19 protein-coding genes are annotated in these 22,722 nt (G+C 63.8%); 15 read left to right on the forward strand and 4 right to left on the reverse strand.

From position 1 onward, the window contains the following. Positions 1 to 14 precede the first annotated feature (14 nt). Genes xdhB through uraH form a run of 3 tightly spaced genes read right to left on the reverse strand, consistent with a single transcriptional unit; the run spans position 15 to position 4,222 of the window. Entirely contained in the window at positions 15 to 2,363 is a 2,349-nt protein-coding gene (gene xdhB, locus AC07FD_RS06125; protein ID WP_478349104.1) for a xanthine dehydrogenase molybdopterin binding subunit, read from the reverse strand. Then, positions 2,363 to 3,844: a xanthine dehydrogenase small subunit gene (xdhA, locus tag AC07FD_RS06130; RefSeq protein ID WP_478349105.1), complete on the reverse strand. Its 1,482-nt coding sequence runs from the start codon at positions 3,842 to 3,844 to the stop codon at positions 2,363 to 2,365. Before xdhA ends, xdhB begins: the two co-directional genes overlap by 1 nt. Positions 3,845 to 3,847: 3 nt before the next feature. Then, entirely contained in the window at positions 3,848 to 4,222 is a 375-nt protein-coding gene (gene uraH, locus AC07FD_RS06135; protein WP_478349106.1) for a hydroxyisourate hydrolase, read from the reverse strand. A gap of 203 nt (positions 4,223 to 4,425) precedes the next feature. Here uraH and puuE point away from each other — a divergent pair, with 203 nt between their 5' ends. The 14 genes from puuE to AC07FD_RS06205 all read left to right on the forward strand — a co-directional run bounded on the left by puuE (position 4,426) and on the right by AC07FD_RS06205 (position 20,754). Then, positions 4,426 to 5,844, forward strand: a complete 1,419-nt coding sequence (puuE, locus tag AC07FD_RS06140; RefSeq protein ID WP_478349107.1) for an allantoinase PuuE — start codon at positions 4,426 to 4,428, stop codon at positions 5,842 to 5,844. Between the two features lie 9 nt (positions 5,845 to 5,853). After that, on the forward strand, positions 5,854 to 6,717 hold the full coding sequence (locus AC07FD_RS06145; protein WP_478349108.1) for a bifunctional allantoicase/(S)-ureidoglycine aminohydrolase: 864 nt from the start codon (positions 5,854 to 5,856) through the stop codon (positions 6,715 to 6,717). After that, on the forward strand, positions 6,714 to 7,217 hold the full coding sequence (locus tag AC07FD_RS06150) for an ureidoglycolate lyase (RefSeq protein ID WP_478349109.1): 504 nt from the start codon (positions 6,714 to 6,716) through the stop codon (positions 7,215 to 7,217). The genes AC07FD_RS06145 and AC07FD_RS06150 overlap by 4 nt, the downstream gene beginning before the upstream one ends. Then, the gene (locus AC07FD_RS06155; protein WP_478349110.1) at positions 7,217 to 7,810 is read left to right on the forward strand and encodes a nucleoside deaminase; all 594 of its coding nucleotides are present in this window, start codon (positions 7,217 to 7,219) and stop codon (positions 7,808 to 7,810) included. Before AC07FD_RS06150 ends, AC07FD_RS06155 begins: the two co-directional genes overlap by 1 nt. Positions 7,811 to 7,879: 69 nt before the next feature. Continuing rightward, positions 7,880 to 9,865, forward strand: coding sequence for a CocE/NonD family hydrolase (locus tag AC07FD_RS06160; RefSeq protein ID WP_478349111.1), 1,986 nt, complete (start codon positions 7,880 to 7,882; stop codon positions 9,863 to 9,865). Between the two features lie 154 nt (positions 9,866 to 10,019). After that, entirely contained in the window at positions 10,020 to 11,606 is a 1,587-nt protein-coding gene (locus AC07FD_RS06165; protein WP_478349112.1) for an ABC transporter substrate-binding protein, read from the forward strand. A 16-nt stretch (positions 11,607 to 11,622) separates the two neighbouring features. Then, positions 11,623 to 12,582, forward strand: coding sequence for an ABC transporter permease (locus tag AC07FD_RS06170; RefSeq protein WP_184873155.1), 960 nt, complete (start codon positions 11,623 to 11,625; stop codon positions 12,580 to 12,582). Positions 12,583 to 12,591: 9 nt separating this feature from the next. Further along, positions 12,592 to 13,416 carry an ABC transporter permease gene (locus AC07FD_RS06175; RefSeq protein WP_095083047.1) on the forward strand — a complete coding sequence of 275 codons (825 nt, stop codon included), beginning with the start codon at positions 12,592 to 12,594 and terminating at the stop codon, positions 13,414 to 13,416. After that, positions 13,416 to 15,071 (forward strand): ABC transporter ATP-binding protein, encoded by a 1,656-nt coding sequence (locus AC07FD_RS06180; RefSeq protein ID WP_478349113.1) that lies wholly within the window; start codon positions 13,416 to 13,418, stop codon positions 15,069 to 15,071. Before AC07FD_RS06175 ends, AC07FD_RS06180 begins: the two co-directional genes overlap by 1 nt. Before the next feature lie 176 nt (positions 15,072 to 15,247). Continuing rightward, entirely contained in the window at positions 15,248 to 16,837 is a 1,590-nt protein-coding gene (locus AC07FD_RS06185; protein ID WP_478349114.1) for an ABC transporter substrate-binding protein, read from the forward strand. 86 nt (positions 16,838 to 16,923) lie between these two features. After that, on the forward strand, positions 16,924 to 17,763 hold the full coding sequence (locus AC07FD_RS06190; RefSeq protein WP_478349115.1) for an alkaline phosphatase family protein: 840 nt from the start codon (positions 16,924 to 16,926) through the stop codon (positions 17,761 to 17,763). A 225-nt stretch (positions 17,764 to 17,988) separates the two neighbouring features. Beyond that, positions 17,989 to 18,555 (forward strand): sigma-70 family RNA polymerase sigma factor, encoded by a 567-nt coding sequence (locus tag AC07FD_RS06195; protein ID WP_095084313.1) that lies wholly within the window; start codon positions 17,989 to 17,991, stop codon positions 18,553 to 18,555. Next, positions 18,552 to 19,220: an anti-sigma factor gene (locus AC07FD_RS06200; RefSeq protein ID WP_478349116.1), complete on the forward strand. Its 669-nt coding sequence runs from the start codon at positions 18,552 to 18,554 to the stop codon at positions 19,218 to 19,220. Before AC07FD_RS06195 ends, AC07FD_RS06200 begins: the two co-directional genes overlap by 4 nt. Positions 19,221 to 19,362: 142 nt before the next feature. Then, positions 19,363 to 20,754, forward strand: coding sequence for a S8 family serine peptidase (locus AC07FD_RS06205; RefSeq protein WP_478349117.1), 1,392 nt, complete (start codon positions 19,363 to 19,365; stop codon positions 20,752 to 20,754). A gap of 11 nt (positions 20,755 to 20,765) precedes the next feature. Here AC07FD_RS06205 and AC07FD_RS06210 read toward each other — a convergent pair whose 3' ends face one another. Beyond that, positions 20,766 to 21,260: a hypothetical protein gene (locus tag AC07FD_RS06210; protein WP_478349118.1), complete on the reverse strand. Its 495-nt coding sequence runs from the start codon at positions 21,258 to 21,260 to the stop codon at positions 20,766 to 20,768. Positions 21,261 to 21,383: 123 nt separating this feature from the next. Here AC07FD_RS06210 and AC07FD_RS06215 point away from each other — a divergent pair, with 123 nt between their 5' ends. After that, entirely contained in the window at positions 21,384 to 22,292 is a 909-nt protein-coding gene (locus AC07FD_RS06215; protein WP_478349119.1) for a LysR family transcriptional regulator, read from the forward strand. The last annotated feature ends 430 nt before the right edge of the window (positions 22,293 to 22,722 follow it).

Consider the following 22,722-nt stretch of genomic DNA (forward strand, 5'->3'; position numbering starts at 1 on the left):
ACGTTTTGCCGATTTCAGGCGGTCTTGACCTCGTTCTTCAGCCTCTCGATCGCCATCAGCACCCGTTCCGGCGTCGCCGGCGCATCGAGACGCGGGCAGATCTTGTGGTCGGCGACGCTGGCCACCGCGTCCGACAGCGCGTGCAGCACCGACATGCCGAGCGGGAACGGCGGTTCACCGACCGCCTTGGAGCGGTGGATCGTCGGCTCGCTGGCTTCCGGCCAGTCGGCCAAGGTGACGTTGAAGATCTTCGGTAGGTCCGACGCCAGCGGGATCTTGTAGGTCGACGGCGCGTGCGTGCGCAGCCGGCCCTTGCCGTCCCACCACAGTTCCTCGGTGGTCAGCCAGCCCATGCCCTGGATGAAGCCGCCCTCGATCTGGCCGATATCGATGGCGCGGTTCAGCGAGCGGCCCGTGTCATGCAATATGTCGGTGCGCTCGACCATGTACTCGCCGGTCAGCGTGTCGACCGAGACTTCCGAGCACGAGGCGCCATAGGCGAAGTAGTAGAAGGGGCGGCCTTGGCCCTTGTCACGGTTCCAGTGGATCTTTGGCGTTTTGTAAAAGCCCGCCGCCGAAAGCTGGATACGGGCCATGTAGGCCTGTTTGACGAGGTCGGCGAAGGCGATCTCCTGGTTGCCGATGCGCACCCGGTTGGGCAGGAACAGCACCTGGTCGCGCGGCACCTGATATTTTTCGGCCGCGAAATCGGTCAACCGCTCCTTGATCTGGCGAGCGCCGTTCTGCGCCGCCATGCCGTTGAGGTCGGAACCGGACGACGCTGCGGTGGCCGAGGTGTTCGGCACCTTGCCGGTCGTCGTCGCGGTGATCTTCACCTGATCGAGATCGATCTGGAACTCTTCCGCCACCACCTGCGCCACCTTGACGTAGAGGCCCTGTCCCATCTCCGTGCCGCCATGGTTCAGATGCACCGAGCCATCGGTGTAGACATGCACCAGCGCGCCGGCCTGGTTGTAGTGTGTGGCCGTGAACGAGATGCCGAACTTGACCGGCGTCAGCGCCAGGCCACGCTTGATGAAACGGCTGTTGGCATTGAAGGCCGATATCTCGCGCCGCCGCCGCACATAGTTGGCGCTTTGCTCAAGCTCGGCGACGATGCGCTGGATGATGTTGTCCTCGACCGTCTGGTGGTAGGGCGTGATATTGCGGTCGCTGGTGCCGTAAAAATTCTTCTTGCGGATTTCGAGCGGATCTTTGCCGACGGCGAAGGCAACCTCGTCGATGACGCGCTCGGCGCCGACCATGCCTTGGGGACCGCCGAAACCACGAAAGGCGGTGTTCGACACGGTGTTGGTGTAGAGCGGCGCCGACTGGGCATGCACCGCCGGCCAGAAATAGGTGTTGTCGCAGTGGAACAGCGCGCGATCGGTCACCGGACCCGACAGGTCCGAGGAGAAGCCGCAGCGCGCCGCGAACATGAAATCGACGCCGAGAATGTTGCCCTCGTCATCGAAGCCGACTTCGTAGTCGACGAGGAAGTCATGACGCTTGCCGGTGGCGATCATGTCGTCGTCGCGGTCGGGCCGGATTTTCACCGCGCGATGGTGCTTTTTCGCGGCGATGGCGGCCAATGCCGCAAACTGGTTGCCTTGCGTTTCCTTGCCGCCGAAACCGCCGCCCATGCGGCGGATCTCCACCGTGATGGCGTTGCTCGGCACGCCGAGCGCATGGCTGGCCATGTGCTGGACTTCGCTCGGATGCTGGGTCGAGGAATAGATGGTGACGTCCTGGTCCTCGCCGGGCACGGCCATGGCGATATGGCCCTCGAGATAGAAATGCTCCTGACCGCCGACGCGCATCTGGCCTTTGAGCCGGCGGGGCGCGGCCTTGATCGCTGCCGCGGCGTCGCCGCGCTCCAGGGTCAGTGGCGGCGTGACTAGCTTGTCCTTACGGGGATCAAGTTCGCCGATGTCGGTGACGAAAGGCAATTCCTTATATTCGACCTTGGCCAGCCTGGTGGCGCGGCGTGCCTGCTCGCGCGTCTCGGCAATGACGCAGAAGATCGGCTGGCCGTAGAACTGCACCTTGCCGTCAGCCAGCACCGGCTCATCATGGCGACCCGTCGGCGAAATGTCGTTTTCGCCTGGCACATCCGTGGCCGTCAGCACGTCGACGACCCCGGGGGCCGTGCGCACCGCCGACAGGTCCATGCTGGTGATGGTGGCATGGGTGGCAGCCGAAAGCCCAAGGCAGCCATGCAGCGTGCCGGCCGGTTCCGGCATGTCGTCGATGTAGATGGCGGTGCCGCTGACATGCTTGTGGCCCGAATCATGCCGCTGGTCGGTGGCGACGCCGCCGGTGATCTTTTCAGCCTTGGGATCGGGGGTGGCGTGCTTGTTCATCATGCCGCCTCGTGCCTTGAAACCTGGATCGGCTCCCTGGTGCCGCTGGTCTCGGCGAAGAAGCGCAGCAAAAGGTTGCGCGCCGCCAGGGCGCGATACTCGGCCGAGGCCCGCATATCGGTCAGCGGGGTGAAATCATCAGCATACTTCGCCATCGCAGTCACAACCGTCTGTTCGGTCCACGGCTTGCCGAGCAGCGCTTTTTCGACAGACGACGCCCGCTTCGGTGTCGCCGCCATGCCGCCATAGGCGATGCGCACATCCGCGACCGTGCCGTCCTTGGCCAGCGTCAGGAAGAAGGCGCCAAGGGCAGCCGTGATGTCCTCGTCGCGGCGCTTGGTGATCTTGTGGACGGCGAACTTCGTGCCCTTGGCGGGGACGGGAACGTGCACCGCCTCGACGAACTCGCCAGGCTGCCGGTCCTGCTTGCCATAGGCGATGAAGAAGGTTTCCAGCGGGATCGTCCGCCGCTTCTTGGCCTTGCGCAGCGTCAGGCGCGCGCCGAGCGCGATCAGGGGCGGTGGCGTGTCGCCGATCGGCGACCCGTTGGCGATGTTGCCGCCGATGGTGCCCATGTTGCGCACCTGTTCGCCACCGATGCGATCGAACAGCGGCCCCAGCGCCGGGATGCGCTTGGCGAGCGTCGAGAACGCCTCGGTGTAGGTGACGCCGGCGCCGATGGTGATGACGCCGTTGGCTTCGGCGATGGTGCAAAGCCCGTCGAGATCGCCGATAAAGATCGCCGGCGAAATATCGCGCATGTGCTTGGTCACCCACAGGCCGACATCGGTCGAGCCGGCGACGATGGTGGCGCCAGGCTCCTTGTCCAGTACAGTGGCGAAATCGTCGACGTCGGCCGGCACGACGAGCCGCTCCTTGCCGGCGCCGATCTCGACCCGAGCGCCGTCATGCATGGCCTTGAGCCTTGCCGTGATTGCCTTGCGCTCGACCCCCAGCGGGTCCTTCGTCGCCTTGCCGTAGCTGGAGATGGCGCGGGCCGCGCGCATGATCGCCTCGTAGCCGGTGCAGCGGCAGAGATTGCCTTGCAATGCCTTTTCGATGGCTTCATTGGACGGGTCTGATGATTTCATCCACAGGGCATAGAGCGACATGACGAAGCCCGGTGTGCAGAATCCGCACTGCGAGCCATGGAAATCGACCATCGCCTGCTGCACCGGGTGCAACTGGCCAGGCGGGCCGCGCAAATGCTCGACCGTCACGACATGGGTGCCGTCCAGCGAGCCGAGGAAGCGGATACAGGCGTTGACGCTTTCATAGACGAGACCATCTGCCGAGAGCTTTCCGACCAGCACGGTACAGGCGCCGCAATCGCCCTCGGCGCAGCCTTCCTTGGTGCCGCGCAGCGAACGGTCGAGCCGCAGCCAGTCGAGCAGGGTCGCGTCTGGCGCCACCGACGACAGCGCGACATCCCTGCCATTGAGAATGAAGCGGATCTCGTTGCGGATACGGACCTTGGCCATGCCTCAGCTCCCCCTGTAGGTCGAATAGCCATAGGGCGAGACCAGCAGCGGCACATGATAGTGCACCGGTTCGGCCATGCCGAAGCGGATCGGTATCACGTCGAGAAAGGCCGGTTTGGGCAAGTTCGTCCCCTGCTGGCGCAAATAGTCGCCTGCGGCAAAGATCAGTTCATATTCGCCGGTGCGGAACTCGGCCCCGGCAAGCAGCGGTGCGTCGCAACGGCCATCATCATTGGTGACAACGGTCTTCAGATGTGTCCGGGCGTCGCCCTCGAGGTGATAGAGCGCGATCGACAATCCCGCCGCCGGCGCGCCGGTCGCCGTGTCGAGGACATGGGTCGTCAGACGCCCGCCATCGGCTTTCGACGTTTCTGCCACTGGCCGCCTCCCATTTCCTGTACGAGCGAACTGGCCCGGTACAGTCGAACATTGCTGATGAATTGTGCGCCAATTAAAGGCGATGCATAAGTCCCGGTCGAGCGGAGTGCGACAAAAACACTTTCAAAAATTTTCGGGGGAATGCGCGAGCAGCCCTTTCGATATCCTGATCATACATCGGGCGATGCCCGGCGGGAGGGACGATGCGTTACATCAGAGACATGCGCGGCTATGGAGCCAATCCGCCGGATCCGAAATGGCCTGGCGGTGCGCATGTCGCGGTGCAGTTCGTGGTCAACTACGAAGAGGGCGGCGAGAACTGCGTCCTGCACGGCGACAAGGCGTCGGAAGCCTTCCTGTCGGAGATCGTCGGCGCCGCACCCTGGGTGGGCCAGCGCCACTGGAACATGGAATCGATCTACGAATACGGCGCCCGCGCCGGTTTCTGGCGGCTGCTCAGGCTGTTCACCGAGGCCGAGGTGCCGGTGACCTGCTACGGCGTCGCCACCGCGCTCGCGCGCTCGCCCGACCAGGTCACGGCGATGCAGGAAGCCGGCTGGGAGATCGCCTCGCACGGGCTGAGATGGATCGACTATCGCGACCACAGCGCCGAGGACGAGCGCCGCGACCTCGAAGCGGCGATCCGCCTGCACTACCAGGTGACCGGCCAGCGCCCGACCGGCTGGTACACCGGGCGCACATCGGTCAACACGGTGCGGCTGGTGGCTGAAGAAGGCGGCTTCGCCTATGTGTCGGACACCTATGATGACGAACTGCCCTACTGGTTCGAGCATGAGGGCGGCACTCAGCTCATCATCCCCTACACGCTCGACGCCAACGACATGCGCTTCGCAACGCCACAAGGCTTCAATTCGGGCGACCAGTTCTTTGCCTATCTGAAGGACAGTTTCGACACGCTCTATGCCGAGGGCAAGGCCGGCCGACCGCGCATGATGAACATCGGCCTGCATTGTCGCCTCGTCGGGCGACCAGGCCGGGTGGCGGCGCTGAAGCGCTTCGTCGACTATGTGAAGTCGCACGACAAGGTCTGGCTGGCACGGCGCATCGATATCGCCCGCCACTGGCAAGAGAACCATCCTTATCGGCCGGCGGCACTCAGACCATCGAAGATGGAATTCGAGGCGTTCGTCCACACTTTCGGCGGTGTCTTCGAACATTCGCCATGGATCGCCGAACGCGCCTACGAGCTGGAGCTGGGCTCGGCGCATGACACGTCAGGCGGCCTGCACAACGCGCTCTGCCGCGTCTTTCGCGCCGCCAGCGAGACCGAGCGGCTTTCAGTGCTCAACGCCCATCCCGACCTTGCCGGCAAACTGGCCAAGGCCAAACGGCTGACGGCGGAATCGACCAGGGAACAGGCCTCGGCCGGCCTCGACGCGCTGACCGACAAGGAGCGCGAACTGTTTTCCAAGCTCAATGCCGCCTACGTCACCACCTTCGGCTTCCCGTTCATCATCGCGGTGAAAGGCAAGGCCAAAGAGGAGATCCTGGCGGAATTCGAGGCACGCATCGGCAACAGCCGCGGCGTTGAATTCGAGACCGCCTGCAAACAGGTCGAGCGCATCGCGCTGCTCCGCCTCAAGGACATGCTTCCGCAATAGGTTTAACCCATGGATACGATCAGGATGCCCGACCGAACCTATTACGCGCCGCATGGCGGCCACCCCGGCCAGAGTGAGCTGCTGACCGGCCGCGCCGTCTTCACCGAGGCCTATGCCGTCATCCCCAAGGGGGTGATGCAGGACATCGTCACCAGCGCCTTGCCGTTCTGGGACAAGACCCGCGTCTGGATATTGTCACGGCCGCTGTCCGGCTTTGCCGAGACGTTTTCGCAATACATTGTCGAGGTCGCGCCCGGTGGCGGCAGCGAGCGGCCGGAGCCCGATGCCGGCGCCGAAGGGGCCCTGTTCGTGGTCGAAGGCGAGTTGACCGTTCTGCTTGCCGGCAAGAAGCATGTGCTGCGACCGGGCGGCTTCGCCTTCCTGCCGCCGGCCAGCGGCTGGACGGTTCGCAACGAGAGCAAGGCCGACGTCCGCTTCCACTGGATCCGCAAGGCTTACGAGGCGGTCGACGGTCTAGAGGCGCCGGAAGCTTTCTTCACCAACGAACAGGAAATCGCGCCAACGCCGATGCCCGGCACTGAAGGCCGCTGGGCGACGACCCGTTTCGTCGATCCGGCCGATTTGCGCCACGACATGCACATGACCATCGTCACGCTGGAGCCCGGCGCGGTCATTCCCTTCGCCGAGACGCATGTCATGGAGCACGGGCTCTATGTGCTGGAAGGCAAGGCGGTCTACCGCCTCAACCAGGACTGGGTCGAGGTCGAGGCCGGCGACTACATGTGGCTGCGCGCCTTCTGCCCGCAGGCCTGCTATGCAGGCGGCCCAGGCAAATTCCGCTATCTGCTCTACAAGGACGTCAACCGCCACGCCAAGCTCGGCGGCGCCGGCATTGCAAGGCGGGCGCCGTGACCCTCATCGTTGCGCGGCCGCTGACCCGCGAGAGCTTTGCCGCCTTCGGCGACGTCATCGACATGGGCGGCGACAATCACTACCCGATCAATGGCGGCAAGGCCGAGCGCTACCACGATCTTGCCACGGCGCAAGCGACGGGGCCGAACGCGCGCGTGCTGATCTCGATGGTGCGCGGCACGCCTTACGAATTGCCGCTGAAGCTGACCATGGTCGAGCGCCATCCATTCGGCAGCCAGGCTTTCATTCCGCTGTCGCCGCGGCCGTTCCTTGTCGTCGTCTGCCACGACGGCGATGGGGGACCGGGTGAACCGCAGGCCTTCATCACCGCGCCAGGACAAGGCATCAACTATTCCCGCAACCTGTGGCACGGCGTGCTGACGCCGATCGGCGAGGCCCAGGATTTCGTCATCGTCGACCGCGGCGGCGACGGCTCCAACCTGGAAGAGTTCCATTTCTCGCACGCCTACGAAATCCATCTCCCCAACGGAAACAGATGATGACCGACATTTCCCTGATCGACCGCTTGCTCGACGTGATCGAGCACGACATCGTGCCGAAGACGACCGACGGTGTTGCCCACGGCAACAAGCTGTTCGGCGCAGCGATCCTCAGGAAGGACGACCGCTCGCTGGTGCTGGCCGAAACCAACAACGAGATGGAAAACCCGCTCTGGCATGGCGAGGTCCATTGCCTGAAACGCTTCTACGAAATGCCCAAGGCCGAGCGCGTCGACACCAAGGACGCCATTTTCCTCGCCACGCATGAGCCCTGTTCGCTCTGCCTGTCGGCGATCACCTGGACCGGCTTCGACAATTTCTACTATCTGTTCAGCCACGAGGATTCGCGCGACAGTTTTGCCATCCCGCACGATCTGAAAATCCTGAAAGAAGTCTTCACCCTGGATCCCGGCGGCTACAATGCCGAGAACGCCTACTGGAAGAGCTTTTCGATCCGCAAACTGGCGCGCGCGCTGCCGGAGACCGAGCGCAAGCGGCTGGAAGCGCGTATCGGCCAGATTTCGGCGCACTATGACGAATTATCCGGCGCCTACCAGTCCAGCAAGGCCGAGAACGACATTCCGCTGAACTGACGCGGATTGACCAGCCGATTTCGTCGGCTGGCCCATGACGCGCCAGCGGCGGCTCCATCATGTGGCGGCATGAAAATCGTTACCGAATTCCCCCGCAAAGTAGTTGAATTCCCGATGATGGGCATCGTCATGCCGGACGGCTGCCGGCTGTCGGCGCGGGTGTGGATGCCTGAAGATGCGGCTGACGATCCGGTGCCGGCGATCCTCGAGCATCTGCCCTACCGCAAGCGCGACGGCACCATTTTTCGCGATCAGCTCACGCATCCCTATTTCGCCGGCCACGGCTACGCCTCGATCCGCGTCGACATGCGCGGCAACGGCGATTCCGAAGGGCTGATGGACGACGAATATTCCGAGCAGGAATTGCAGGATGCCTGCGACGTCATCGCCTGGGCGGCATCGCAACCTTGGTGCAACGGCAATGTCGGCATGATGGGCATATCCTGGGGCGGCTTCAACTGCCTGCAGGTGGCGGCCAAGCAACCACCAGCGCTGAAAGCTGTCATCAGCCTGTGTTCGACCGTCGACCGCTATGCCGACGACATCCACTACAAGGGCGGCTGCCTGCTGATCGAGAATTTCGGTTGGGCATCGACCATGCTGTCCTATTCGTCACGGCCGCCGGATCCTCTCTTCGCCGGCGGCAACCGCTGGCGCGACATGTGGCTCAACCGGCTGGAGAACCAGCCGTTCCTGGCGCCGCTGTGGCTCAGCCACCAGCACCGCGATGCCTATTGGAAGCATGGCTCGATCTGCGAGGATTTTTCCGCCGTCAAGGCCGCCGTGCTGTCGATCGGCGGCTGGCATGACGGCTACCGCAACACCATCTCGCACCTCGTCACCAACATCGAGGCGCCGGTCAAGGGCATCGTCGGCCCGTGGATCCACAAATACCCGCATTACGCGGCACCCAACCCAGCCATCGGCTTCCTGCAGGAGGCGCTGCGCTGGTGGGATCGCTGGCTGAAGGGCATCGACACCGGCGTCGAGGCCGAGCCCGCCTACCGCGCCTATGTCATGGACAGCGTGCGTCCAGCGCGCTGGCATCCCGAACGGCCCGGCCGCTGGGTGGCGGAGCAGGAATGGCGGTCGCCTGCCATCAAGACGCAATCGATCGAGCTTATCGCCGACGGTAGCAAGCCCGCCATCGTTGCCTCGCCGCAGAGCTGCGGCCTTGCCGGCGGCGAGTATTTTCCGTTCACCTTCGGCCCCGAATTGCCCGGCGACCAGCGCCCCGATGACGCTTTGTCGGTGTGTTTCGACCAGCCGGAACTCACTGAGGCGATCGACATCGTCGGCGCGCCCGAAGTCGAGGTGCGGCTGTCCTCCGACCGCCCGCAGGCCAACATCGCGATCCGGCTGTGCGACGTGCACCCTGACGGTGCCTCGGAACTGATTTCCTACGGCGTGCTCAATCTGACACATCGCAATTCGCACGAATTCCCCGAGGCGCTGGTACCGGGCGAAACCGTGTCGGCGCGCGTGGTGCTCGATCAATGCGCCTATCGAGTGCCGGCAGGCCACCATCTGCGCATTGCCGTGTCGAATGCCTATTGGCCGATGATCTGGCCGTCGCCGGAGCCGGTCCGGCTCGCCTTGTCGGCCGCCGTGCTGGCCCTGCCGCTGCGGCCGCTGGCGACAGGCAACGAAGTGACGTTTGCCGAGCCGGAAAGCGCCACTCCCTGGGCGACCGAGACGATCCGCGCCGCCAATTCCGAGCGTCATGTCGATCGCGACGAGAAGACCGGAATTGTGACGCTTTCCATAACGGATGATTTTGGCAAGGTGCGCGATCTTGCCCATGGCCTGGCCAATGGCAGCATCGCCCGCGAGACCTGGACGATCCATCCGAACGATCCCCTGGCGGCTTCAGGAAAAACGCACTGGACGCAGACCCTGTCGCGAAATGGATGGTCGGTGCGCACCGAGACGTCAGCCGAAATGAGATCGGACGCGCAAAACTTCATTGTCAGCGCCAGAATCGAGGCCTATGAGGGCGAAACTCTCATTTTCGAGCGTAACTTCGAGGAGAGGGTGCCGCGCGTCCTCCTGTGACCACGGAGTTGGTTGGTCCAAATGCGACGTACGATTTACGCCACGGCATGTCGCATTCGGTCTTGCTTACCGCTTTCCCTTGCGGTCATTATTCTCCTCACAAGAAACAAGAAAAACGACCGCAGAGTCGAACCAACAGAGTGAGGAACTCAACATGTCGAACGAACTGGAATTCCTTAGCCGGCGAGTCGCTTCCGGCAAATTGAGCCGTCGTGATTTTCTCGGTCGGGCGGCAGCGCTCGGCGTCACCGCGACCTTCGCCAACTCGCTGCTTTCAGGTGCGGCGCGCGCGGCCGGCCCGGTCAAGGGCGGCACATTGAAGGCCGGCCTCGTCGGCGGCGAATCCACCAACAGCCTCGATCCGGCGCTGATGATGACGCAGGTGCCGTTCGCCTTCGGCAAGTGCTGGGGCGAAATGATCGTCGAGCTGTCGCCGGAAGGCAAGCTTGAGAACCGCATCGCCGAGGAGATCGGCTCCTCGGACGACGCCAAGGTGTGGACGTTGAAGATCCGCGACGGCGTCGAATTCCACAATGGCAAGACGGTGACCGCGGCAGACGTCGCCGCGACCCTCGAGCGCCATTCGGACGAAAAGTCGAAATCCGGCGCGCTCGGCTACATGAAGGGCATCGAGACCATCAAGGCGAGCGGCAAGGAAGTGGTGCTGACGCTGAAGGAGGCCAACGCCGACCTGCCCTATCTGCTCAGCGACTATCACCTGATCGTGCAGCCGAACGGCGGCAAGGACAAGCCGGATGCCGGCATCTCGGCCGGCCCGTACGTGGTCAAGACCAACGAGCCCGGCGTACGCCACGGCGGCGAGCGCTTCGCCAATTACTGGCAGGGCGACAAGATGGGCCATGCCGACCAGATCGAAGTCATCGTCATCAACGATGCGACCGCGCGTACGGCGGCCCTGCAGGGCGGCCAGGTCAACATGATCAACCGCGTCGAGCCGAAGATCGTCGACCTGATCAAGCGCCTGCCGGGCGTCACCATCCGCAACCACGCGGGTCCTGGCCACTACGTGTTCATCATGCACTGCAACACGGCACCGTTCGACAACAACGATCTGCGCATGGCACTCAAGCTGGCCATCGACCGCGAGGAAATGCTGGACAAGATCCTGCGCGGCTACGGCTCGCTCGGCAACGACTTCCCGATCAATTCGTCCTATCCGCTGTTCACCGAGATCGAGCAGCGCAAGTACGATCCCGACAAGGCCAAGTTCCACTACAAGAAGTCGGGTCACGACGGCACTGTGCTGCTGAGGACCTCGGACGTCGCCTTCCCGGGCGCTGTCGATGCCTCGCAGCTGTTCCAGCAGAGCGCGGCCAAGGCCAGCATCAAGATCGAGCTCAAGCGCGAGCCCGGCGACGGCTACTGGAACGAGGTCTGGAACAAGCAGCCCTTCTGCGCCTCCTACTGGGGCGGCCGCTCGACGCAGGACCAGATGTACTCGACCGCCTATCTGTCGACCGCCGACTGGAACGACACGCGTTTCAAGCGTCCGGACTTCGACAAGATGGTGCTGGCTGCGCGCGCCGAACTCGACGAGACCAAGCGCAAGCAGATGTACCACGACATGGCTGTCCTGGTGCGCGACGAGGGTGGCCTGATCCTGCCGATGTTCAACCAGTTCATCGATGCGACCGGCGCCAAGGTCGATGGCTGGGTCGATGATCCGCATCAGGAATTGATGAACGGCTACGCCCTGGCGAAGTGCTGGCTCCAGGCCTGAGCCCGGCTTTGCGGATATGTCTTCACCCATCCTGAAGCTAATTGCCCAGCGCGTTGCGCTGGGCATCGTCCTGTTGTTGGCCGTTTCGGTCCTGATCTTCGCCGGCACCCAGATCCTGCCCGGCGACGTTGCGCAAGCCATTCTCGGACAATCGGCAACACCGGAGTCGCTCGCCAATTTGCGCGAGCAGCTCGGCCTCAACGATCCGGCCTATATCAGGTATTTCCGCTGGCTCGGCGGCGTGCTCACCGGCGATCTTGGCACAGCCATGTCTAGCGGCCAGGACATCGCGACGTCGATCAAGGACCGGCTGTGGAACACGCTGTTTCTCGCCTTCTGGGCGGCGATCGTCGCCGTGCCGCTGGCGATCATCCTCGGGCTGATCGCGGTGCGCTACCGCAATGGCTGGGTCGACAAGCTGATCTCCGGACTGGCGCTGGCCTCGACCTCGTTTCCCGAATTCTTCATCGGCTATGTGTTGGTCTATTTCTTTGCCGTGAAATGGCAGATCTTCCCCGGCATTTCGACCGTCTATGACGGCATGCCGTTCGGCGAGCGCATGCAGGCGATCGCCTTGCCGGCGACAGCGCTGACCCTGGTGGTGCTTGCCCACATGATGCGCATGACGCGCGCGGCGATCCTCAACGTCATGCAGTCGGCCTATGTCGAGACGGCCGAACTGAAAGGCCTGTCGGCATTCAACGTCATCCGCAGGCACGCCTTTCCCAACGCGATCGCGCCGATCATCAACGTCGTGATGCTCAACCTCGCCTATCTCATCGTCGGCGTCGTCGTGGTCGAGGTGATCTTCGTCTACCCGGGCATGGGGCAGTATCTCGTCGACCACGTCACCAAGCGCGATGTGCCGGTGGTGCAAGCGGTCGGCCTGATCTTCGCCGCCGTCTACATCAGCCTGAACATCATTGCGGACATAGGGGCTATCGTCGCCAATCCGCGTCTCAGACATCCAAAATAGGGGGCGGATATGCTCGATATCAAACGCATCCCCATCCCCGCGCTGATCGGCATCGTGCTGACGTCACTGTTCGTGCTGGCGGCGCTCTTCGCACCCTGGATCGCGCCGCACGGCAATGGCGAGATCGTCGGCGACGTCTGGGAACCGATGTCGGCAACGCATTGGCTCGGCACCGACAATCTCGGCCGTGATCTCCTGTCGCGCATGATCTACGGCGCTCGCATCACGCTTTTCATCGCCGTGCTTGCCACCGCCCTGTCGTTCTCGCTCGGCGCCATTCTCGGTTTCTCGGCGGCGGTGTTCGGCGGCTGGTTCGACACGCTTTTGTCGCGCCTCGTCGATCTCCTGATGTCGATCCCGACGCTGATCATGGCCCTCGTCGTGCTCTCCGTGCTGCCGACCAACCTGGTGACGCTGATCCTGGTGATGGGCGTTCTGGACTCGACCCGCGTCTATCGCCTGTCACGGGCTGTCGCCGTCGACATCAACGTCATGGACTATGTCGAGGCGGCGAAGCTGCGCGGCGAAGGCAGCGCCTGGATCATTTTCCGCGAGATCCTGCCAAACGCGCTGTCGCCGCTGGTTTCGGAACTCGGCCTGCGCTTCATCTATGCCGTGCTGTTCCTGTCGACGCTGTCGTTCCTCGGCCTTGGCGTCCAGCCGCCAGATGCGGACTGGGGCGGCATGGTCAAGGAAAACAAGGACGGCATCGTCTTCGGCATCGCAGCCGCGCTCATCCCGGCGGCGGCAATCGCCATGCTGGCGATTTCCGTCAACCTGGTTGCGGACTGGGTGCTCAACCGGACGACCAGCCTGAAGGGAGGACGCGGGTGATGGCTGACAGCAAAGCGAACTCTGGCCTCCTGCTCGACATCCGCAATCTGCGCATCGAAGCCACTGTCTTCCCGCCGGGCGAGCCGCCGAAGAACATCGTGCTGGTGCACGATGTCTCGCTGACTCTGCAAAAGGGCAAGGTGCTTGGCCTGATCGGCGAATCCGGCGCCGGCAAGTCGACCATCGGCCTGTCGTCCATGGGCTATGGCCGCGGTGGTGTGCGCATCACCGGCGGCGAGGTGATCCTCAACGGCCGCGATATCCTCAAGGGCGGCAAGGACGGCTTCCGCAAGCTGCGCGGCCGCGAGGTCTGCTACGTCGCGCAATCGGCGGCCGCCGCCTTCAACCCGGCGCACAAGCTGATGGACCAGGTGGTGGAAGCCACCCTGCAGCACGGTACGGCGACACGCGCCGAGGCGGAGAAGCGCGCCGTTGCGCTGTTCAAGAAGCTCAGCCTGCCCAACCCCGAAACCATCGGCGAGCGCTTTCCGCACCAGGTCTCGGGCGGCCAGCTGCAGCGCGTGATGACGGCGATGGCGCTTTGCTCCGAGCCGGACCTGATCGTCTTCGACGAGCCGACCACGGCGCTCGACGTGACGACGCAGATCGACGTGCTAGCGGCGATCAAGGACGCCATCCGCGACACGCATGTGGCGGCGCTCTACATCACCCACGATCTTGCCGTCGTCGCCCAGGTTTCGGACGAGATCATGGTGCTTCGCCATGGCCGGCTGGTCGAATGGGGTGGCACCCGGCAGATCATCAAGGAGCCGCGCCAGGAATACACCAACGCGCTTGTGTCGGTGCATGAGATCGAGCACGCCGAGCAGAAGCCCGGCACGACACCGTTCCTGTCGGTGAAGAACGTCACCGCCGCCTATGGCCGCAGCCATATCAAAGTGCTGAAGAACGTCTCGGTCGACATCTATCCGGGCCAGACGCTGGCCGTGGTCGGCGAATCCGGCTCCGGCAAGTCGACGCTGGCACGCGCCATCACCGGGCTTTTGCCACCCGAGGAAGGAACCGTCACCTTCGACGGGCGCCCGCTGGCAAACCGGCTGGCCGACCGGCCGAAGGAGGATCTGCGTCAGTTGCAGATGATCTACCAGATGGCCGACGTGGCGATGAACCCGCGCCAGACCGTCGGCACCATTATCGGCCGGCCGCTGGAATTCTATTTCGGCATACGCGGCCGCGAGCGCGACAAACGCGTCGCCGAACTGCTAGACAAGATCGAGATGGGCAAGGGCTTTTCCGATCGCTACCCGGCCGAGCTTTCCGGCGGCCAGAAGCAGCGCGTCTGCATCGCCCGTTCGCTCGCCGCCAAGCCGAAGCTGATCATCTGCGACGAGGTGACATCGGCGCTCGACCCGCTGGTTGCGCATGGCATCCTGAAGCTGCTGCTCGAGCTGCAGAAGGAGGAGAACGTCGCCTATCTGTTCATCACCCATGACCTCGCCACGGTGAAGTCGATCGCCGATTCGATCGCGGTGATGTATCGCGGCGAAGTGGTGCGCTATGGCCCGAAGAGCAAGGTGTTGAGCCCGCCCTTCGACGACTATACCGACCTTCTTCTGTCGTCGGTCCCGGAGATGGAGATCGGCTGGCTGGAAAAGGCGATCAAGGGACGGCGCATGGCGAGCGCGGGGAACTAGGGCAATTCCGGGAAAAGTGTGAACCGTTTCCCGTCCGGAACTGCGTCAGACCAGGGATAGACCCGACCCGCTGGTCCAGGCACGCCTGCCGTCATCCGCATGCAACATTAGATTGCCACACGTCCCTTTGGACGGGCGCCGCCCGTGTGATGTTGTTTTAGAAAAGGGGGTAGGACATGAACACTGAACTCGACCATCTCGCTGAACTCGCCGGACAGGGCCGGATATCGCGTCGCGACTTCCTCGGCCGCACCGCGGCACTTGGCGTCTCGGCGGCACTGGCCACGACGTTGGCCGGCAAGGCCTTCGCCCAGACGCCGGTCAAGGGCGGCATCATCAAGGCCGGACTGCAAGGCGGCGAATCGACCAACAGCCTCGACCCGGCGCTGAACCTCAGCCAGGTCACCTACAATTTCGGCAAGCAGTGGGGCGAATTCCTCGTGCGCCTGACACCCGAAGGCGGCGTCCAGAACCAGATCGCCGAGGAGATCGGTGCTTCCGATGACGCCAAGACCTGGACCATCAAGGTGCGCGACGGCATCGAATTCCACAACAGCAAAACCGTAACCGCCGAGGATGTCGCGGCCACGCTTGAGCGCCACGCCGACGAAAAATCGAAATCGGGCGCGCTCGGCGTGCTGAAGAACATCAAAGCCATCAAGCCGAGCGGCAAGGAAGTGATCGTCACGCTCGGCGACGCCGATGCCGACTTCCCCTATCTGATGGCCGACTACCACCTTGTCATCCAGCCGAATGGCGGCAAGGACAATCCCAATGCCGGCATCAGCGCCGGGCCTTACAAGGTCACCGTCAACCAGCCCGGCGTGCGCCACGGCGGCGAGCGCTTCGCCAACTACTGGCAGGGCGACAAGCTGGGCCATGCCGACCAGATCGAGATCGTCGTCATCAACGACGCGACGGCGCGGCTGGCTGCCTTGCAAGGTGGGCAGGTGCAGTTGATCAACCGCGTCGAGCCGAAAGTGGTCGATCTGGTCAAGCGCATCCCCGGCGTCACCATCGAGAACGTGTCGGGCCGAGGCTACTATCCGTTCAACATGTTCTGCGACACCGCGCCCTTCGACAACAGCGACCTGAGGATGGCGCTGAAGCTGGCCATGGACCGCGATGAATTGCTGGAGAAGATCCTGCGCGGCTATGGCTCGGTCGGTAACGACTTCCCGATCAACGAAGCCTATCCGCTGTTTTCGAGCGATATCGAACAGCGTAAGTTCGACCCGGAAAAGGCTGCGGCAGCCTACAAGAAGTCCGGCCACAGCGGCTCGATCCTGCTGCGCACCTCCGACGTCGCCTTCCCCGGCGCCGTCGATGCGGCCCAGCTCTACCAGCAGTCCTGCGCCAAGGCCGGCATCAAGATCGAGATCAAGCGCGAGCCCGGCGACGGCTACTGGTCGGAGGTCTGGAACAAGCAGCCCTTCTCGCTCTCCTATTGGGGTGGGCGGCCGACGCAGGACCAGATGTATTCCACCGGTTATGTCTCGACCGCCGACTGGAACGACACGCGTTTCAAGCGGCCGGAATCTGACAAGATGCTGTTCACCGCCCGCGCCGAACTCGACCAGGCCAAGCGCAAGGCGATCTACCACGACATGGCGGTGCTGATGCGCGACGAAGGCGGGCTGATCGTGCCGTTCTTCAACCAGTTCATCGACGCTGCCGCCACCAACAAGATCGCCGGCTACGTCAAGAACCCGAACGGCGAGATGATGGACGGTTATGCCCTTGGCGCGTGCTGGCTGACCGCCTAGCCTATCCTTGGTTCATAAACGGAACGCCGTGTGCCCAGCGGTGCACGGCGTTCTGATTTCAACTGGTCAATCGCAGGGAGCCGCCCGTGGCGCTCAAGACAAAACTTTTGCTGATCATCCTCGATGGCGTCCCCTACAGGAACTGGCGCCGGCTGATGGGCAATCTCGAGGGCTGGGTGCAATCGGGCGAGGCAAGCGTCTGGAAGATGCGCTCGGTGCTGCCGTCGACCTCCGCCTGCTGCTACGCCTCGATCCACACCGGGGTTTCGCCGCAGGTGCATGGCATCCTGTCCAACGAGAACCGGTTCCGCGTCGAACAACCCGACATCTTCTCCGAAGTCAGCAAGGCTGGTGGCAAAACGGGTGCGGTGACCCATTCCTATTGGTCGGAATTCTTCCGCGCCCATCCCTTCGACCTGGTCGAGGACATGGAATTCGACGAGCCGGGTGGACCGATCACGCATGGGCGGTTCCACACCATGACCGGCTACAATCTTCGCAACCAGATGACGCCGAGCGACGTCGATTTGTTCGCGACGCTGACCATGCTGACCAGGCGCCACGGCATCGATTACGGCATCCTGCACACCTGCACGCTGGACTCGATGGGCCACCGCTTCGGCCATGACTGTCACGAGATGGATCATGCCGTCTATGCGATGGACGGCATGCTGGCCGCCTTCCTGCCGCGCTGGATCGAGGCCGGCTACGAGGTCATGGTCACCGCCGACCACGGCCAGACCGATCGCGGCCATCATGGCGGCCATGACGACGAGATGCAGGATTTCGCGCTGTATTATTTCGGGCCCGGCAAAGGACCGCAGGCCGACATGCTGCTCGACCAGCTGCAACTGGCGCCGACCATCTTGAGCCGCCTCGGCGTGCCGGTGCCCGCGACAATGAAAGCGAAGTCGTTTTTGAGTTGAGTGGGCGCCTTCCCTTCCCCCTCGGGCGGAAGGAGGATTGTCGCGAAGCACCAGCGTCGCCTGCCCGACATGTCGTTGTAGATTGACCCGCCTTCAGCGGGACGTTCCTCACCTCTGGCAACCGCCCCACTCTTCGGTTAGCCTCCGCGAATTCCTTGGCGGAGGATGAACCTTTTTGGACCAATCAGCGACAGAGCAGACAGGAGCCAGGCGGCTCGACCGGCCATGACGGCAGCGACGGAGACCGATCGCGCTCTTGTCGACCGGGTCGCGAAGGGCGACCGTGCCGCCGTGCGGCTCCTGTTCATGCGTCACCACGCGCGGGTCTACCGCTTCGTGGCGCGCCAGACGGGATCAGAAATGATGGCAGACGACATCGCGAACGAGGTGTTCCTCGAACTCTGGCGGCAGGCGCCAGGCTTCGAAGGACGCTCCGAAGTTTCGACATGGCTGCTCGGCATCGCCCGGTTCAAGGCGCTGTCTTCGCTGCGCAAGAAAAAGGAAGACTGGATCGACGACGAGGCTGCCGCCGCGGTGCCCGACAGCGCCGACACGCCGGAAGTCGTCACCATGAAGGAAGACAAGGCTGCCGCCTTGCGACGCTTCGTCGACGCCTTGCCGGAAGAGCACCGCACGGTGATCGATCTTGCCTATTATCATGGGCAGTCGGTGGGCGAGATCGGCGAGGTGCTCGGCATTCCGGTCGCGACCGTCAAGACCCGAATGTTCTACGCCCGCAAGAAACTCGGCGAGGCCCTGAAGGCCGCCGGTTACGACAGGGGGTGGCCATGAGCGCCGCTGAAAAGATGTCGCGCCGCGACGAAATGGAAACGCTGCTGCCGTTCTATCTGAACGGCTCGCTGGAAGGCTCGGACCTGGAAGCCGTCGAGGAATGGCTGGCCAGCGATCCCGCGGCGCTGGCCACCCTTGGCGAGGCCGAAGCCGAATTCTCCGGCACCACCGCCGCCAACGAAGCGATCCGCCCGCCGGCCGATGCGCTGAGCCGCTTCGCCAAAGCGCTCGACGCCGAGGCCGGACCTGCACGCGCGCCGGCGGGCGCGTCCTGGCTGGCGCAGGCATGGGGCCGCTTCATGGCGGTGCCGGTCGGTGTCGCCTGGGCGGCGGCCGCGGTTCTGCTGGCGCTGATCATCGTGCAGTCGTTTGTTCAGCCCGGCGGCAAGGGCAAGGATTTCGAGATTGCCGGTGCGGAAGGCGATCTGGCGAAAATGCCGTTCGCCCTGGTCAAGTTCAAGCCGGATGCGAAGATGTCGGACATTTCGGGCTTTCTGGGCAACAACGGGCTGAAGATCATCGGCGGACCGACCGCCGATGGCGTGTTCCGGCTTGGTATTCCCGCTGACAACGCCGCCGACTACGCTAAGCAGCTCGGCCTTATTGCCGCCCAGCCTTTCATCGAGACTGTGATCGAGGGAAGGAAACCGGTTGATGGCGGCTGAGGCGGCGGTCATTCGATTTGCGGCAATCCTGGAGCGGTTCACCGTTTCACGGAAACGCCGACCCGCTCCATCTGCTTGTTTTGACGCAATTCCGGACAGAAAACCGCTACGCACTTTTCTTGGAATTGCTCTGGCGACGGCGATGACCATCGCCGCCGTGCCTGCGTCGGCGCAGACCAACGCCCCCAATCCCGATCCGACGAAAATCGACTGCAGCGACGCGACCAATGCGGCAAGCGCCGACTGCGCCAAGGATGGCCGCGACACAACGGGCGGGTCGGGCGCGGCGCAGCCCGGCGCCGTTTTCCTGCCAGCCCTGATCGTCGACCTGTTCCCCAATCCGGTTGCGCCCCCGGCACCGCCGCCGACGCCACGGCCGGACCCGGCGACGCCGCCTGCCAACAACCAGGCCGGCCCGCCGCCTGGCGGCCCGATCGTCTCTCCGACCGATCTCATCGCCGTTCTGCCGCCGCGCGCGGTAGCCGGCGATTTCGTGCCCGACGAGGTGCTGGTGACAGTCGACGGCGATGCCGGCGCGGTGCAGCAGATCGCTGCGTCGTTCGGCCTCCAGGTGCGCTCGCAGCGACAGTCGCGGCTGCTTGGCACCACGCTGGTGCGGTTCGGCATTCCCGACGGCCGCCCCGTCGGCGTCGTGCTGGCGCAATTGGCCGCCGACGGCCGCACCCAGCGGCGCGAACCCAACCATGTCTATTCGCTGCAGCAGGCCGCCAGCATCGTCAATTATGCCTTCGAGCGCATCGCGCTCGATTCCAAACAGGCCAGCGGCGAAAACGTCCGCATCGCGGTGATCGACACCGGCATCGACGACAGCAATCCGGCGCTCTCAGGCGTCATCGCCGGGCAGTTCGACGCCATGCCCGACGTGCCGATCGAAAAGCGCGATCACGGCACTTCGGTCGACGGGCTGATCGCCGGCGTCGGCGCGCTCGAGGGCATGGCGCCCGGCGCCAGGATCTACCACGCCCGCGCCTTCGAAGGCGGCAAGTCGACCATGGACGTCATCCTGTCGGCGCTCGACTGGGCGGCGAGCCAGGACGTGCGCATCATCAACATGAGCTTCGTCGGACCGAAGAACGACCTCCTCGGAGTCGCCTGCCGCAATGCGCGGGCGCTCGGCATCGTGCTGGTCGCCGCCGCCGGCAACAACGGGCCGAAGGCGCCCTATGGCTACCCGGCGGCCTTCGACGGCGTCATCGCGGTGACCGCCACCGACGCCAAGGACGGGCTGATGCCGCAAGCCAATCGCGGCGCCTATGTCTTCATCTCGGCGCCTGGCGTCGAGATGGTGGCGCCGAGCGGCGCCGGCTCGGACGTGGTCACCGGCACCTCGTTCGCGGCAGCGATCGTGACCGGCGCCATTGCCAATCTCATCCATGCCGCGCCCGACCGCTCGGCCGACGGCATCGAGAAGGCGCTGGCGGCAACGGCCAGGGATCTCGGCCCGAAGGGCCGCGACAATGATTTCGGCTACGGCCTGCTCGACATCAAGGCCGCCGAGGCGGCGAAGGAGTAGTCCGCGACGGTTCAAGCCGCGGTTTGCCGAGGACGCACCAGAAAATAGAATGCGGCGATGTGCGTGATCATCAGCAGCGGAACATAGATGACCGGGATCGCGTAGGTGGCGCCCAATTCCCCCGCGCGAGCGGGAAGGTCGATCTGGACGGCATGGTAATAGTCGACGATGAGGTCGACTATCCCGACGAGATTGAAGGCGACGACGAACGCCCAGAAGAGCTGAGGTATCCTCACCGTGAGCAGCGCCAGCATGGCCAGCACCCCTGTCGCGAAGTCGCCATAGGCGGCGAACACGGCGAAGCTGGCCGGCAGATCGGGGCTGACGACGCCCGGGACGAGGAAGACCAGCCCGAAGAAGCGGAAGCTGTGCAAGGTTGCAATGACGCGTTGCGCCGCGACCCGGTCCATCGACCTCAGCCACGGCAGGCCGTAGGCCCCGAAGCAAAGCAGCCACGCGACATAGCCCAGAACGAGATGGGTTTGGAACAGGACTTCCGTGGACATTTGGTCTCCTCTCAACGATTGGTTCACGCAGCCTTGGCAGGCAGCCGAGCTGGCAAGCGAGCTTCAATCGATTACCTAAGCCCGCTTCCATAATTCGACTATCCGCTGTAATCACAACAACCCATGAAGCAGAACTACACAGTCCGACACGGTGCGCTGGAAGGCGTCGAGGCGTTCCTGGCTGTCGCCAGGCACCGCAACTTCCGCCGTGCTGCTGCGGACCTCGGCGTGACACCGTCCGCCGTGAGCCAGGCGGTGCGCGCGCTGGAAGCGCGTATGGGCACGGCGCTGTTCGTCCGCACGACGCGCAGCGTCGGCTTGACCGAGCCTGGCCAACGGTTCCTCGACCGTGCCGGCCCTGCCTTCGAGGAACTCGTCGCTGCCGGCGAGGCGGTGCGCGACGCCAGCCAGCGGCCGACCGGGCTGCTGCGCCTGTCCGTGCCCCGCGCCGTCGTGCCGTTGATCCTGGAGCCGATGATCGCATCATTCTGCCGAGCCTATCCCGAGATCGAGCTGGAGATCGCCGCGAGCGACGAGATGGTCGATCTCGCGACCGGCGGGTTCGATGCCGGTATCCGCCTTGGCCAGTTCATCGCCGCCGACATGGTGGCGGTGCGGCTCACGCCGCCGTTCGCGTTCGTGGTCGTCGGCAGCCCTGACTATCTCGAGCGCCACGGCCGCCCCGAGCGTGTCGACGACTTGCGCCACCACGCCTGCTTGCGCTTGCGCCGTTCGAACGGCGCGATCGCGGCGTGGTCCTTCGTCGACGGCAACGAGGCGATCGAGGCGATGGTCTCAGGCCCGCTGATCGCGCACGATTATCCGACGTTGCTTGGGGCTGCCATGCAGGGCGTCGGGCTGGCGCAGACGCCTCGACCCGTCGCCGAAGGTCCGATCGCCGAAGGAAAACTCAAGTCGGTACTGGACGACGTTGCCGGCTCGACGCCGGGCGTCTTCCTCTATCATCCCGGCAAGCGCCAGGTCTTGCCGAAGCTGCGCGCCTTCATCGATCACCTCAAATCCCCGGCCTGAGACATAGAAGAGCCTCCGTGCGGAAATTCTACAATGACTTCGACTATTGGACTTCAAGGCGGTCGAAGCAGCGAGGAAATAGCGTCTCGTGCCTAACGCTGAATGCGGCCAATCATAGGCTGGGAAAGTACGACGCAAGCGCGGGCTCGTTTACACCGTCTGACCCTCGCCACCAGATAGCTGGATAGCTCCAGTCGTTAAGATGCTGGCCGGTGTGCTTGCGCTCACAGGCAAGCGTAAACTCACGGAAGTAACCCCCTTTGCCCCTTGGTTGAAACACACCGCAAACGGCGAGTATTTCGATTAGGACGCGTCGCTCGGCTTTGGACGACTTGAAAATGCCTGCCAACGCTTTCTCAAGACTGCTAGAGCGGGATGAGCTTTATAGGAGTCGTAGGATTCCCAAATCATCGCGGTTCTGATTCAACAT

The sequence above is a fragment of the Mesorhizobium waitakense genome (assembly GCF_056431085.1).